This is a genomic window from Nocardia sp. JW2, from assembly GCF_051843015.1.
Lineage (GTDB): Bacteria > Actinomycetota > Actinomycetes > Mycobacteriales > Mycobacteriaceae > Nocardia > Nocardia coubleae.
On record NZ_JBPXLK010000011.1, the window covers coordinates 48,680 to 62,996 of the forward strand.

Annotated in this window: 12 protein-coding genes and 1 riboswitch; of the genes, 11 read left to right on the forward strand and 1 reads right to left on the reverse strand. The window is 70.3% G+C overall.

Annotated features, from left to right (window positions below):
• Positions 1 to 88: 88 nt before the first annotated feature.
• On the forward strand, positions 89 to 832 hold the full coding sequence (locus ACSVDM_RS17295) for an LppM family (lipo)protein (RefSeq protein WP_067497557.1): 744 nt from the start codon (positions 89 to 91) through the stop codon (positions 830 to 832).
• A gap of 1 nt (position 833) precedes the next feature.
• A complete protein-coding gene (locus tag ACSVDM_RS17300) occupies positions 834 to 2,006 on the forward strand; it encodes a glycosyltransferase (RefSeq protein ID WP_439266166.1) in 1,173 nt (390 codons plus the stop codon).
• A 76-nt stretch (positions 2,007 to 2,082) separates the two neighbouring features.
• Here the strand turns inward: ACSVDM_RS17300 and ACSVDM_RS17305 are convergent, their stop codons facing one another.
• On the reverse strand, positions 2,083 to 2,790 hold the full coding sequence (locus tag ACSVDM_RS17305) for a hypothetical protein (RefSeq protein ID WP_439266168.1): 708 nt from the start codon (positions 2,788 to 2,790) through the stop codon (positions 2,083 to 2,085).
• A 259-nt stretch (positions 2,791 to 3,049) separates the two neighbouring features.
• Positions 3,050 to 3,146, forward strand: a riboswitch (SAM riboswitch).
• A 6-nt stretch (positions 3,147 to 3,152) separates the two neighbouring features.
• Between ACSVDM_RS17305 and ACSVDM_RS17310 the strand changes: the two genes are divergently transcribed.
• The 9 genes from ACSVDM_RS17310 (at position 3,153) to ACSVDM_RS17350 (ending at position 14,265) form a co-directional block, all read left to right on the forward strand.
• Positions 3,153 to 4,223 carry an LLM class flavin-dependent oxidoreductase gene (locus tag ACSVDM_RS17310; protein ID WP_439266169.1) on the forward strand — a complete coding sequence of 357 codons (1,071 nt, stop codon included), beginning with the start codon at positions 3,153 to 3,155 and terminating at the stop codon, positions 4,221 to 4,223.
• Positions 4,220 to 5,842 (forward strand): ABC transporter substrate-binding protein, encoded by a 1,623-nt coding sequence (locus tag ACSVDM_RS17315; protein WP_439266171.1) that lies wholly within the window; start codon positions 4,220 to 4,222, stop codon positions 5,840 to 5,842. Before ACSVDM_RS17310 ends, ACSVDM_RS17315 begins: the two co-directional genes overlap by 4 nt.
• A 16-nt stretch (positions 5,843 to 5,858) precedes the next feature.
• Positions 5,859 to 6,902: an ABC transporter permease gene (locus tag ACSVDM_RS17320; protein WP_439266376.1), complete on the forward strand. Its 1,044-nt coding sequence runs from the start codon at positions 5,859 to 5,861 to the stop codon at positions 6,900 to 6,902.
• Between the two features lie 360 nt (positions 6,903 to 7,262).
• Positions 7,263 to 8,093: an ABC transporter permease gene (locus ACSVDM_RS17325; protein WP_439266377.1), complete on the forward strand. Its 831-nt coding sequence runs from the start codon at positions 7,263 to 7,265 to the stop codon at positions 8,091 to 8,093.
• The gene (locus tag ACSVDM_RS17330) at positions 8,090 to 9,769 is read left to right on the forward strand and encodes a dipeptide ABC transporter ATP-binding protein (RefSeq protein WP_439266172.1); all 1,680 of its coding nucleotides are present in this window, start codon (positions 8,090 to 8,092) and stop codon (positions 9,767 to 9,769) included. Before ACSVDM_RS17325 ends, ACSVDM_RS17330 begins: the two co-directional genes overlap by 4 nt.
• On the forward strand, positions 9,766 to 10,947 hold the full coding sequence (locus ACSVDM_RS17335; RefSeq protein WP_439266174.1) for an LLM class flavin-dependent oxidoreductase: 1,182 nt from the start codon (positions 9,766 to 9,768) through the stop codon (positions 10,945 to 10,947). The genes ACSVDM_RS17330 and ACSVDM_RS17335 overlap by 4 nt, the downstream gene beginning before the upstream one ends.
• On the forward strand, positions 10,944 to 12,311 hold the full coding sequence (locus tag ACSVDM_RS17340; RefSeq protein WP_439266176.1) for an NtaA/DmoA family FMN-dependent monooxygenase: 1,368 nt from the start codon (positions 10,944 to 10,946) through the stop codon (positions 12,309 to 12,311). The genes ACSVDM_RS17335 and ACSVDM_RS17340 overlap by 4 nt, the downstream gene beginning before the upstream one ends.
• On the forward strand, positions 12,308 to 13,117 hold the full coding sequence (locus ACSVDM_RS17345; protein ID WP_439266178.1) for a DUF1684 domain-containing protein: 810 nt from the start codon (positions 12,308 to 12,310) through the stop codon (positions 13,115 to 13,117). The genes ACSVDM_RS17340 and ACSVDM_RS17345 overlap by 4 nt, the downstream gene beginning before the upstream one ends.
• A complete protein-coding gene (locus ACSVDM_RS17350; protein WP_439266180.1) occupies positions 13,114 to 14,265 on the forward strand; it encodes an LLM class flavin-dependent oxidoreductase in 1,152 nt (383 codons plus the stop codon). The genes ACSVDM_RS17345 and ACSVDM_RS17350 overlap by 4 nt, the downstream gene beginning before the upstream one ends.
• Positions 14,266 to 14,317: the final 52 nt, after the last annotated feature.

A 14,317-nucleotide genomic window follows, 5' to 3' on the forward strand; every position in this document is an offset into this window, starting at 1 on the left:
GTGGCGGGAGGTGGTTGGGCCCGTCGTGTGGGTTCTGCGGCCCGAGCCTGGCACGATGTCAACCGTGCAGCCGAGTCTCGTCGCCGACATGCCTTCCCCCTCGCGCCGTTCCGGGCCCGCCCGCCGCGTCGCGGCGGTCGCCGTTCTGCTGGCCCTGCTGGTGCCCGCGCTGACCGGATGCCTGCGGGTGCAGGTGTCGATGGGGGTGTCGTCCAACGACCGGGTATCGGGACGGATCGTCGCCGCCGTGGCCCCGCAGGGCCCCGACGACAAGGGCCCGCAGCTGAAGGCGCCCGAATCGCTGGCCGCGAAGGTGCGCGTCGACCCGTACAACCAGGACGGTTACGTCGGCACGCAGGTGTTCTTCGACGACCTGACCTTCGGTGAGGTCAGCCAGCTCGGCAGCCTGTCGGATCAGACCCAGGGCATGTTCACCCTCGAGTTCAAGCGCAACGGCGACCTGGTGAGCCTCACCGGCCGCGTCGACCTCGAGTCGGTGCCGCCGCACGGGTCGGACGTGCAGTTCTCCATCGCGTTCCCGTCGCGTGTCGCCAAGACCAACGGCACCCGCGAGGGCGACAACACCGTGTCGTGGAAGCTGCCCGCCGGTGAGTCCTCGACCCTGCGTGCCGAGGTCAAATACGCCGACCCCAACACCCGTTCGTTCGCGGGCTGGGCGGGCATCATGGGCGGCATCACCCTGGCCGTGGCCGCGATGATCGCCGGTCTCGCCTACCGCGATCGCAACCCGCGCCCGCCGAACGCGCCGCGCCCCAACTTCTCGCCGTCGGAGATGTGGCGCGAGATCACCCAGCGCAGGCTAGGCCGCTGACATGGGCGCGGCGGGACGCTACCTGACCTGGGCGGGCACCGGTCTCGCCGCGATCGGCGCCGGCACCGCCGCCTACAATCTCGCCACCCTGCGCACCCTGCCCCGGCAGGTGTCGGGGGTGATCGAACCGGTCACCGTGTGCGTGCCCGCCCGTGACGAAGCCCTGCGGCTGCCCGACCTCATCGCCGACCTGCGCGCCCAGACCGGGGTGCCGCGGCTGCGAGTGCTGATCCTCGACGACGCCTCCACCGACGGCACCTACGAGGCCGCGCTCGCCGCGATCGGCGGCGACGAACGATTCACCGTGCTCCGCTCGGCCGCCCACCCGGCGCCGGGATGGACCGGGAAGGCCGCCGCCTGTGCGCGGCTGGCCGCCAGGACCGATGCGGCGGCACTGGTCTTCGTCGACGCCGATGTGCGCCTGCAACCACAGGCGATCGCCGCCGCGGTGACCGAATTACGCAAGCGCGGCGCGGGTCTGGTGTCGGCGTGGCCGACGCAGGATTCGGGTTCGGTCGCCGAGCAGCTGGTTCAGCCGCTGTTGGCCTGGTCGTGGGCGTCGACGCTCCCGGTGGGTCCGGCCAATCACAGCTTGCGGCCGTCGACGGCGGTGGCGTGCGGGCAGTTCCTCGCCGTCGACGCCGCGGCGTACCGGGCGGGTGGGGGTCACGCCGGTGTGGCGGCCAGTGCCACCGAGGATCTCGATCTGGCGCGGGCGCTGCGCCGGGCGGGTCATCGGACCGCGCTCGTCACCGCCGGGCCCGCCGCCCGCACCCGCATGTACACCGGCGCCGACGACCTCGCCGGCGGCTATACCCGCTGGTTGTGGTCGGCCTACGGCGGCCGGGTCGACACCGGTGCGGCCATCGGTGTCCTTGCCGCCCTTGCCTATTGGATTCCGCCGCTGGCGGTTCTCGTCGGTCGTGGCCGGGTGCGCCGGGCGGGTCTGCTCGGCTACCTCGCCGCCGTCACCGGTCGGCTCACGGCCCGAGCCGTCGAAACCCGGCGCCCACCCACCGGCGCCGACCTCGGCTCGGCACTGGCCCATCCGGTGTCCGTCGGCTACTACCTCACCCTGTGGGCCCGCTCGCACCGTCTGCATCGCACCGGGCGGCTGCGCTGGAAGCAGCGTCCCCTCGTCGCACCGGAAGCGCCGCTCGCTCGTCACGGCTGACTCGCGCGGACAGGTATTCCACGCCGCTCCACGGGAAGACGTGCGCTGTCGACTGTCCGCCCTCGCGGAACCCGGATCAGGCGACCTCGGTGATGCCGACGGTCGGGAAGAAGAAGCACGAGCGACCCGCGTTGTCGGTGGTACCGAAGACGGCGGCGAGGACGGTGCCCTTCCCGGTGTCGACCGGTACCGCGCGCACACCGCCGACCGGGATCGCGGTGCGCAGGAAATCGCGGATGACGTTCTCGGCCAGCGGCCGGAGTTCGGCGGGAACCTCGGGCGGCACCATCGCCCGGACGATGTCGGCGATCGTGCCCATCGAGGCCATCCCGCCCCGACCGGTGCTGATGTTGAGCCAGGCCACCTGCATACCGGAAGTCTTGGTGGCGGCCGTGTCCGGTTCCAGGCCGTACGGGAGGAAGGTGAACAGCGTCTGGCCTGATTTCACGGCGGTGAGATCGAGTCCCGGGATCGGGAGGGTGTTCGTCGGCCAGGGGCCGGGAACCGCACCCGCGACGGCCGGGACCAGGCCGAGACCGTCACCGGAACAGTTCGCGGCGACCGTCGGGTACAGGAAGGGCTGGATGCCGAGGGCCTCGAGGGTTTCGACGACCGTCTGATAGGCGGCGAGGAGATCGCCGGGGCCCGCGGTGGGTGTGGCCGGGGCGTCGCGGGTGACGGCGGGCCGCACCGGTGGATCGGCGGCGACGGGGGCGGCAAGCAGCACGGCGGCGGCGCAGGCCGTCAGCGAGGTCAGTGTGGTCAGACGACGCGCAACAGTCACGGCGAACTCCTCATCGACGCTGAGAAGGCCGAGATTACTCCCGGAACCCGGCGAATCACCGCAGGTGAAGTGACCGAGTATTCGGCGCGTCGCGTACCGCCACAGCGGGGGCCCGGGGTGGGTCGACCGGGCCCCGACGTCGGCGATTGTGCCCGCACCAGCACCCGATTCCAACCGCTGCGCTCACGCTGATTTCTACCGTTGTGCGCCATCACAGCTGTGCCACATGCTGATCCGGCTCGACGCTTCGGCAGCGGGCGCACCATCCAGAGCGACTGAGAGACCTGGCTCTACGACGTCGCAGCAACCCGCCCGGTCTGTCCGGGTGTGGGTGCTTCTGCCGGGTTCGATGGAGGAGATCGATGAAATTCCTGCTCATGACGCTGATCACCCGGGTTCCCGATCCGGTGACCGGTGTCGTGCCGAGCACCCGTGACCGTTTCCGTGAGGTTGTCGAACAGGCCAGGCGTGCCGAGGAATTGGGCTTCGACGGGTTCGCGGTCGGCGAACGGCACGAAGACCCGTTCCTGTCCGCCGCTCCCCCGGTGGTGCTCAGCCATTTGGCGGCGGTCACCTCGCGGATCACCCTGTTCACCGCGGTCACCACCTTGAGCCTGCTCGACCCGGTGCGCGCCTTCGAGGACTACGCCACGCTCGACAACCTGTCCGACGGGCGGCTCGAGCTGATCATCGGCAAGGGCAACGGCACCGCCCAGGCGCAGCTCTACCACGTGACGACCGAGGATCAGTGGGACCGTAACCGCGAAGGATACGAACTGCTGCGCGCGCTGTGGGACCGCGACGAGGTGACGTGGTCGGGCCGGTTTCGCCCACCGCTCACCGACGCACGGGCACTGCCGCGCCCGTTGCAGCCGAAGCTGCGGATCTGGCACGGCAGCGCGACCAGCCGGGAATCGGTGGAACTGGCCGCGCGCCACGGTGATCCGGTGTTCTCGGCGAACGTCACGCACCCGATCGAGCCGTACGCCGAGCTGATCCGCCATTACCGGCAGCGCTGGGTGGACTACGGGCGCGACCCCGCCGACGCTCTGGTCGGTGCGGGCACGGCCGGTCTGCACGTGGCGCGGACCTCCCAGGAGGCCGTCGAGGTGTATCGCCCGCTCTACGAGGCACGCACCGCGTTGCAGCGGCAGGTGGGCAACCCGGTGGTCTTCGAGACCCTCGAGGATTTTCTCGCCCGTTCCTCCGCCCTGGTCGGCAGTCCGGAGCAGGTGATCGACAAGGTCGGCCGCTACCACGAGCAGTTCGGGCACGAGGTGATCCACCTGTCCGCCGATCGTGAGGGCCGAGCCGAGTCCGACTACCTGGACAGTCTCGAACTGTTCCAGGCCGAGGTGGCGCCGGAGTTGCGCCGCCGCATCCCGAGCCGTCCCCTGGCCGCAGGCCGTGAATTCGCTGGAGTTGTTTCGTGATTCGACATCGCATCGCCGCGTTCGCCGGTGTTCTCGCCGCCACCGCGACGGTGGTCGCCTGCGGCGGCGGCGACACCCTGAGCGGCGGACAAGCCGGTCCCCCACAACCCGGCGGCACCCTGCGCTACGGGCTCTCGCAGGCACCGTCGTGCTCGGATCCCGCCCAGGCCGGGAGCAATCAGACCATCTACGTGACCCGGCAGATCGTGGACTCGCTCACCGATCAGGATCCGGCGACCGGGGCGATCACCCCGTGGCTGGCACGCAGCTGGGAGGTCAGCCCTGATGCGAAGGTCTTCACCTTCACCCTCACCGACGGGGTCACCTTCAGCGACGGCACGCCGCTCACCGCCGAATCGGTGCGCGACACCTTCGACGCCGTGGTCCGGCTCGGTGGGGCCAAAGCGCCGCTCGGCGTGAGCTATCTGGCGAACTACGTCGGCACCACCGTGGTCGACAAGCTCACGGCCCGGGTCGAATTCAGCGCGCCGAACGCGCAGTTCCTGCAGGCGTCCTCGACCTCGCAGCTGGGCATCCTCGCCCCGTCGACCAACGCGAAGCCGGCGGAGGCGCGCTGCGCGGGCGACAACATCGGCAGCGGACCGTTCACCTATGCCGAGTACAAGCAGGACGTCTCGGTGACGTTGGCCAAGCGCGCCGGATACCACTGGGGTTCGGAGGTTTTCGCCCACGAGGGCGAGGCCTACCTCGACCGGATCGAGTTCACCGTCGTGCCCGAGTCGGGGGTGCGCACGGGCAGTCTGGCTTCCGGTCAGCTCGACGCGATCAGCGATGCCCTGCCGCAGGACGCGCCGCAGATCGAGGCGGTCGGCGGGCGGGTGCTCTCGACGTCGAACCCGGGCCTGGTCTTCGGTTTCCACCCCAATGTGACGCGGGGGCCGCTGCGTGATCCGGCGGTGCGGCAGGCATTGCTGCCCGCGCTGGATCGGCGTCAGCTGATCGACACGGTACTGAGCCCCCAGTTCAAACCCGCCACCTCGGTGCTGGCCGCGTCGACCCCGGCCTATACCGACCTCTCGGCCCGGCTCGGCTACGACCCGGCCAAGGCGAAGACGATCCTGGATCAGGCGGGCTGGCTGCCCGGCGCCGACGGTATCCGGGTGAAGGGCGGTGAGCGCCTGAGCTTCGGGGTCACCTTCAGTCAGGTGTTCGCGGCCAACCAGGCGATTCTGGAACTGGTGCAGCAGCAATTGCGGCAGGTCGGGGTGGATCTGCGGCTCGACCTGGTGTCGTTCTCGGAGCAGACGGCCCGGCAGAACAGCAAGGACTACGACGCCGTCTACGGCAACTCCACCCGTGCCGACGGTGACATCCTGCGCACCTCGTTCGCCCTCACCGGCCGCAATCTGTCGGTGCGCGGGCCGGTTCCGGCTCTCGACACCGCCCTCGATCAGCAGCTGGCCACCAATGATCCGGCGGCGCGGGCAGCACTCATCGCGACCGCTCAGCGGGAGATCCTCGACAACGGGCTCTACGTGCCAACGATCGAGTTGTCGCAGGCGATCGGTGCCGCCGCCCACACCAAGGACCTGAAGTTCGAGGCCTCGGCGCGACTGCAGTTCTTCGACACCTGGCTGAGCGGTCACGGCGATGACTGAGCTGATCCGGCGACCCATCGTGCGATACGTGGGTTCGCGAGTACTGCAGGCGATCTGGGTGCTGTGGGCGGCGTTCACGGTGTCGTTCGTCGTGCTGTACCTGCTGCCCGCCGACCCGGTCTCGATGGCAGCCGACAGTTCCGGTTCCGGCACCCCCGTCGACAAGGCGGCGATCGCCGAGCTGCAGGCGCGCTACGGGCTGGACAAGCCGCTGTGGGAGCAGTACGTCACCGCGCTCGGCAATGCCCTCACCGGTGATCTCGGCCGTTCGGTCAACACCGGACAGCCGGTCACCGAGGCGCTCGGTGACGCACTGCCCGCCACGCTCGGATTGGCTTCGCTCGCATTGTTTTTCGCCGTGCTCGGTGGAACGGCCGTGGCGTTCGCCGCCACCTACACGCGTCGGCCGTGGTTGCGCAACACCTTGAGTGCGCTTCCGCCGCTGGGTGTTTCGGTGCCGACCTTCTGGACCGGGCTGTTGCTGTTGCAGCTGTTCTCGTTCCAGCTGCGCTGGTTCCCGGCCTTCGGCGGCACGGGGTTACGCGGCACGATCCTGCCCGCGCTGACCCTCGCCCTTCCGATCGGTGCGGTGATCGCGCAGGTGCTCGCCGCCGGGCTCACCCAGACGTGGCGCCAGCCGTTCACCGAGGTGGCGCTGGCCAAGGGCGCTTCACGCTGGTGGGTGCAGCGCAGGCACGTGGCGCGGTTGGCGAGCGTGCCCGCCCTCACCATCGCCGGAGTGCTGGTGGGCACCATGCTGGCCGGTTCGGTGGTGGTGGAGTCGGTGTTCGCCCGGGCGGGCGTCGGGCGGCTCACCCAGACCTCGGTGCTCAACCAGGACATCCCCGTCGTGCAGGGGGTGGTGCTGTTGTCGGCGCTGATCTTCGTCGTCGTGAACCTGGCCGTCGACCTGCTGTACCCGCTGCTCGATCCCCGGATCACCGGCGCCGGTCGGGTCGCGAAGGCGGTGGACGCGCCACCCGTCGATGAGCCGGTATCCGCGCCTGCCGCTCGCGCCCTTCCGAACGTCACCGCCACGAAGGTGGCGCGCGATGTCTGACCTCCCCGGACACGGTCGTCACGGTGCCGCGCGGCCAACTTGCGGCCTCGTACCGGCAGTTGAAAGCTCGAGCGGTTCGCCGCGATCTGTCCCGCACGGCGGGCGAAGGGAGTGACGATGGCGATACTGCAGCGCGCCGATCGACAGGGCGACGGGCCACCCGCCGGTCCATCGGCACAGCCGGCCACCCGGCCGCCCGCGGGGAATGTCGGCATCGCCCGCGATGGGGACGGCGACGTCCGCCGTGGCACGCAAACCGACCCCAGTGGCGCCGAGACCGCCCGCCCTGGCACGCAAACCGACCCCAGTGGCACGCAGCCCGACTCCCTTGGCGTGCAGGCCGACCGCCCTGGCGCGCGGATCGGCCGTCGCGGCGCGCAGATCGGCGTCTGGATTCGCGGGCACCTCGGACTCGTGCTCTCCGCTGTCGTGCTGGTGATCGCGGTCGGGTGGGCTGTGGTGCCGTCGGTGTTCGCGCCAGGTGATCCGTTGACCGGGGTGCCCGGTGAGAAGTTTCAGGCGCCGAGCGCGGCGCACTGGTTCGGCACCGACAATCTCGGGCGCGACCTGTACACGCGAATGGTGCACGGTGCGGGGTTGTCCCTCACCGCCACCCTCACCGCGGTCGGGATCGCGCTGGTGGTCGGCTCGCTGCTCGGGCTGCTGTCGGGGGCGGCGGGCGGGATCGTCGATACCGCGATCATGCGGGTGGTCGACGTGCTGCTGTCGATTCCGTCGCTGCTGATGGCCTTGGCGCTGGTGACCGCGCTGGGCTTCGGCACACGCAATGTCGCTCTCGCCGTGGGTATCTCGCTGATCGCGAACTTCGCCAGGGTGATGCGTTCGGAGGTGCTGCGGGTACGGCACGCGCCCTACGTCGAGTCGGCGCACGCCTCGGGGGTGCGCTGGTACGCGGTCCTGCTACGACATGTGCTGCCCAACTCGTTCCAGCCGGTGCTGGCCTTGGCCGCCGTCGAATTCGGGATGGCGGTGCTCGCGGTCTCGTCGCTGAGTTTCCTCGGTTACGGCACGAAACCGCCTACGCCCGAATGGGGTTCGCTGATCTCCGAGGGCCGCAACTTCCTCGCCGCCGCCTGGTGGCTCACCACCCTGCCCGGCCTCGTCATCGTCGCCGTGGTGCTGGCCGCCCAGCGGGTTGGCCGATTCGCCGGAAGGAGCGATCAGCGATGAACGAGTCGGCCGTGACTCCCACTACGTCGGGTTCGGCGGCGGACATCTCGCCGTCGACAGTGCCCATCTCGGACGACGGGGTGACGCTGCTGCGGGTCGACGACCTGCGCGTCTCCTACCGCTCGGGAGCAGGTCCCGTGGCCGCACTGCGCGGTGCGTCCATCGAGGTGGGTGCGGGTGAAGTCGTCGCGCTCGTCGGCGAATCCGGTTCGGGGAAGTCGACATTGGCCCATGCGGTGATCGGCCTGCTCGGTGACAGCGCCCGCATCGATTCCGGTCGTATCGAATTCGCGGGCGAGCACGTGGATCCCGCTGACGAGAAGTCGCTGCGGCGGTTGCGCGGGCGACGTGTGGGCTTCGTTCCGCAGGATCCCGGCTTGTCCCTGAATCCCGTTCTGCGCGTAGGCGACCAGGTGGCGGAGGCCCTGCTCGTGCACCACCTCGCCGACAAGCGCACCGCGCGGCTACGGACCCTGGACCTGCTCGAGGAAGTGGGGCTGGACCGGCCCGAACAACGAGCGCGCCAGTACCCGCACGAACTGTCCGGCGGGCAGCGACAGCGCGTGCTGATCGCGATCGCGCTGGCCTGCGGTCCGGACCTGATCATCGCCGACGAACCGACCAGCGCACTGGACGCCACCGTGGCCCGCCAGGTCCTCGACCGGTTGGCGGAACGAATCGCCGCACGTGGGACCGCGGTGCTGCTCATCACCCACGATCTGGCCGTGGCCGCCGAACGGGCCGACCGGCTGGTGGTGCTGGAAGGTGGTGAGGTAGTCGAGTCGGGGCCGATCTCCCAGGTTCTCGCCCACCCGACGCACCCCTACACCCGGCGTCTGCTCGCGGCCTCACCCGCGCTGGCCCCCACCCCTTTCCGGCCGGCCCGTGCCAGGGCGGCCACACCGTTGCTGTCGGTACACGCGCTGCACAAACGCTTTCACGAGGCGGGTATCACCGCGGTCGACAACGTCGAGTTCTCCCTCGACCGAGGCGAAACCCTCGCCCTGGTCGGGGAATCCGGTTCCGGCAAGTCGACCACCGCGCGCATCGCCCTGCGGCTCACCGACGCCGACAGCGGAACGGTGACCTTCGACGGTCACGATCTCACCGGCGCTCGCCGGAAACGCTTGCGCGCGTTGCGCAGACGGTTCCAGGTGGTGTACCAGAACCCGTATTCCTCGCTCGACCCGCGCTGGGAGGTGGGCGACATCATCGCCGAGCCGTTGCGCGCCTTCGGCATCGGCGACCGCCCCCAGCGGGTGCGCGAGTTGCTCGACCAGGTGGCGCTGCCCAGCGATTTCACCCGGCGCAAACCGGCCGAACTGTCCGGCGGACAACGGCAACGGGTCGCGATCGCCCGCGCGCTGGCCCTGCGACCCGACCTGCTCGTTCTCGACGAACCGGTGTCCGCACTCGACGCCTCGGTGCAGGCCCAGATCCTCGACCTGCTCGACGGCCTGCAATCCGAACTCGACCTCGGCTACCTGTTCATCTCCCACGACCTGGCCGTGGTGCGGCGCATCAGCGACCGGGTGGCGGTGATGCGGCACGGGCGCATCGTCGAAACCGGCCCGACCGCGTCGCTGTTCACCGCCCCGCAGCACCCCTACACGAGGGAACTGCTCGCGGCCATCCCCGCACCGGCCTTCGACATCGACGGAAAGGAGACCCGATGAGCGCGCTGTTCCTCGGCATCGAGACACCGGGCACCGGAGCCCACCCCGCGTCCTGGCGGCGTCCCGATTCCCGCGCCGAAGACCTGTTCACGGCCGACTACTGGACCGAGGTGATCACCTCAGCAGAGACGCTCGGGTTCGACGCCGTGTTCCTGCCGGACTCGTTCGCCCTGCAGGAAGGCGGACCTGCCGTGACCCGCGGCAGGCTCGACGCGGTGGCCGTCGCCGCCCACACCGCCCCGCTGGCCCGCCGCATCGGCCTGGTCCCGCAGGTGCCGGTGACCCACACCGAGCCCTTCCACGTGTCCAAGGCGATCGCCGCGCTCGACTTCGCGAGTCTCGGTCGCGCGGGCTGGGAAGTCACCGTGTCCACCGGGGAGACGGAGGCGGCCGCGTTCGGCCGCAAGACGATTCAGGATACGGCCTCGCTCTGGCACGAGGCCGACGAAGCGGTGGAGGTGGTGACGCGGCTGTGGGACAGCTGGGAGGACGACGCCGAGATCCGCGATGTGCCCACCGGCCGGTTCATCGACCGCGACCGCCTGCACTACATCGACTTCGAGGGTGACAACTTCTCGGTGAAGGGCCCGGCGATCACCCCGCGCTCACCCCAGGGTCAGCCGATCGTCACGGTGCGCGCCGACGACCCGTCCTCGACCGCGATCGCCGTCCACCGCGCCGACCTCATCCGCATCACCGCACCCGACCTCGCCACCGCCGCCGCGCACCGGCGCGCCCTGCGCGCCGCGATCGCGGGGGCCGGGCGTGACCCGGACGCGGTGCAGATTCTGCTCGACATGCCTGTGCACCTGGCGGATTCGGCCGAGAATGCCCGCGCCGACGTGGCCGAACTCGATCGCTGGGCCGAGTCGCCACAGCGCCCGGGTCCGTCGGCCGCAGGCGATCAGCAGGAGTCCTCTGGTCCGGATCTCCCGGGCGCGCCGGAGGTAGGCCTGCGTCATGTGGGCACCGTCGCCGCGCTCGACGACCTCCTCGCCGAGATCGCGCGGTCGGGGATCGACGGCGTGGTGCTGCGACCGCTGGCCCTGCATGCCGCCTTGGCGGCTTTGACCGCCCAACGCACCCCCACCGCCGCGGCGCAGCACCCACGCACCCTCCGTGACCGCCTCGGTCTCCCCCGACCCGTCAGCCGATACGCCGCAGGAGCAGCGCTGTGACCTCGAAACCGCGCAAGCAGATCCACCTCGCCGCGCACTTTCCCGGCGTGAACAACACCACCGTCTGGGCCGACCCGGCCTCGAAATCGCAGGTCGAGTTCGCCTCGTTCGAGCATCTGGCCCGCACCGCCGAGCGCGGCCTGTTCGACTTCTTCTTCCTGGCCGAGGGGCTGCGGCTGCGTGAGCATCGCGGCCGGATCCACGACCTGGACGTGGTCGGCCGCCCCGACACGTTCACCGTGCTCAACGCGGTGGCCGCGGTCACCGAACGGCTCGGGCTGGCAGGCACCATCAACAGCACCTACAACGAACCGTTCGAGCTGGCCAAGCAGTTCGCCGCCCTGGATCACCTGTCCGGCGGCCGGGCGGCCTGGAATGTGGTCACCTCCTCCGACGCGTTCACCGGCGAGAACTTCCGGCGCGGTGGGTATCTCGAGCACGGCGCCCGGTATCAGCGCGCCGCCGAAGTGGTCGAGGCGACCAGGGCGCTGTGGGACAGCTGGCCCGCCGACACCCTGGTGGTCGACCGTGAGCGCGGTGTGTTCGCTCGCGAGATCCCCGAAACCTCGTACCGCAGCTCGCAATTCGACATCCGTGCGCCGTTCGTCGTCCCGCCCGCACCGCAGGGTCACCCGGTGTTGCTGCAAGCGGGCGATTCCGACGAAGGACGTGAGTTCGGTGCGAAGACCGCCGATGCCATCTTCACCGCGCACGGCACCCTCGAGGCGGGTCAGCGGTTCTACGCCGACATCAAGGGGCGCCTCGCGAAATACGGGCGCACACCCGATGAGCTGCTGGTCTTCCCCGCCGCGACCTTCGTCCTCGGCGACACCGCCGACGACGCGCACGAGCGGGCCCGCCACATCCGCTACCAGCAGGTGAGCCCGGCCACCGCCATCGCCTTCCTCGAACAGGTCTGGGGCCGAGAGCTTTCCGGATACGACCCGGACGGTCCGTTGCCCGACGTGGAACCCGACCCCGCCACCGAGATCACCCGTGGCCGGGTCAGGCACGCGAAAGATCCGCTGGCCGTGGTGAAAGCCTGGCGCGAACGTGCCGAGGCGGACAACCTCAGCATCCGCGAGCTCGTCATCGAGGTCACCGCCCGTCAGCAGTTCGTCGGCACCGCCACCCAGGTGGCCGAGCAGATCGACCACTACGTGCAGTCCGACGCGGCCGACGGATTCATCCTCGTCCCCCACCTGACCCCCGGCGGACTCGACGAGTTCGTCGACTCCGTGGTGCCGGAACTGCAGAACAGAGGCAGTTTCCGCACCTCCTACACCGGCACGACCCTGCGCGACCACCTCGGTCTGCGCCATCCCCGTCACCGCACCGTCACCGAAGGAGCCCGCGCGTCATGACCGTCACCATCGACAACCTCGACACCACAACCACTTTCGCCGACGACTGGGCCCGCTGGCACCACGCCCGCGAGGACGGGCTGCGCGACCCGCTCGGCTGGCTCAGCCTCGCCGGACTGCACTGGCTCACCGATCGTCCCGAACGCCTCGACGGCGTGCCCGGCACCTGGTGGGTCACCGACGAGAAGGTGTTCGTCACCGCCCAGCCCGCCGACCGGCTCGATGTGGAGGGCGACCGGATCGCCGGAGTCCGCATCCTCGAACCCGGCGAGGGCGCGCCCGGGGTGAGCGTGTTCAACGAGGAGCGCGTCCTCGAAGTGATCCGGCGCTCCGGGCAATTCGCGGTCCGTGTGCACGATCCGGCCGCACCGACCCTGCTCGCGTTCACCGGCGTGCCCGCCTACCCGGCGGACCCGCGCTGGGTGGTGACCGGCCGCTTCACCCCGTTCGAGCAGCCACGCACCGTCACCACCGGCGCGGTGGTCGAAGGACTCGAACACCACCACCCGGCGGCGGGCGTCATCGAGTTCCGCCTCGGCGACAGCCATGAGGCGTTGCTGGCCTTCGGCACCCCGGACGATCTGAAGGTGCTGTTCACCGACGCCACCAGCGGGATCACCACCTACCCGGCGGCACGCTCGCTCGCGATCGGCGCGGTGGCCGCCGACGGCACCGTCACCCTCGACTTCAACCGGGCGGTGAATCTGCCCTGCGCATTCACCGATTACGCGACCTGCCCGGTGGCGCCGCAGGAGAACCGACTGCGGGTGGCGGTGGAAGCGGGAGAACAGGATCCGAGATCATGAGTGTGCCGCTCTCGATCCTCGATCTGGCACCGATCAGCGAAGGGTCGAGTGCCGCACAGGCGGTGCGCAACAGCATCGATCTGGCCAGGCACGCCGAGCAGTGGGGTTATCACCGGTTCTGGTTGGCGGAGCACCATTTCGCGTCGGTGGCCAGTTCCGCCTCGCTCACGCTGCTCGGTCTGGTCGCGGCGGCCACCGACCGGATCAGGGTCGGCACGGGCGCGGTGCAGGTGGGTCAGCACACCTCGGCCTCGATCGTCGAGGCGTTCGGCACCGTCGACGCGCTGCACCCGGGCCGGCTGGATCTCGGCCTCGGCCGGTCCGGACATCGGCGCACCCAGTACGGCGCCGCGACCACCACCGCGAAGGGCGGTCGACCGGTGCTCGACGCGGTCGTCGGGCGCACCCAGGTGCGCGACGGGGTGGTCGTGCCACCACCGTTCGATCCGCGACGGGTCCTCGATCGGTCGAAATTCCTCGCCTCCCTCGAGGCACTGCAGCAGCCCGGCGCGCGATCACTGGACTTCGCGGACCAGGTCGCCGAGATCAGCGCCCTGCTCGACGGCACCTACACCACCTCCGACGGTGTCGCGCTGCACGCGGTTCCGGGTGAGGGCATCGATACCGAGCTGTGGATCTTCGGCAGTTCCGCCGGGGAGAGCGCGGAACTGGCAGGCCGGCTCGGGTTGCCGTTCGCGGCGGCCTACCACGTGGCACCGGGGACCGCGCTGGACGCGGTAGCGGCGTACCGGGCGGCGTTCCGGCCGTCGCGGGTGCTCGCCGCGCCCTACGTCATCGTGTCGGCCGACGTGGTCGTGGCCGCCGACGACGACACCGCCCGCAGGCACGCGAGCACCTACGGGCACTGGGTGCACAGTGTGCGCAGCGGAGCGGGCGCGGGTGAGTACCTCGATCCGGCCACCGCCGCACCGCTCACCGACGACCAGTTCCGCCTGGTCGAAGACCGGTTGGCCGCACAGATCGTCGGCTCACCCGCCACCGTGGTCGAACGGCTCGACGCGCTGCGCCGGGTGAGCGACGCCGACGAACTGCTGGTCACCACCATCACCCACGCGCACGCCGACCGGCTCGAATCACATCGGTTGCTGGCCGGGGCGTGGGGTTTACGGGGATCACTGGCCGCGTAGCCGGAGTGTGCGACGGCACGGCGAGCAGATCCATACGCGGGCGTACAACAGC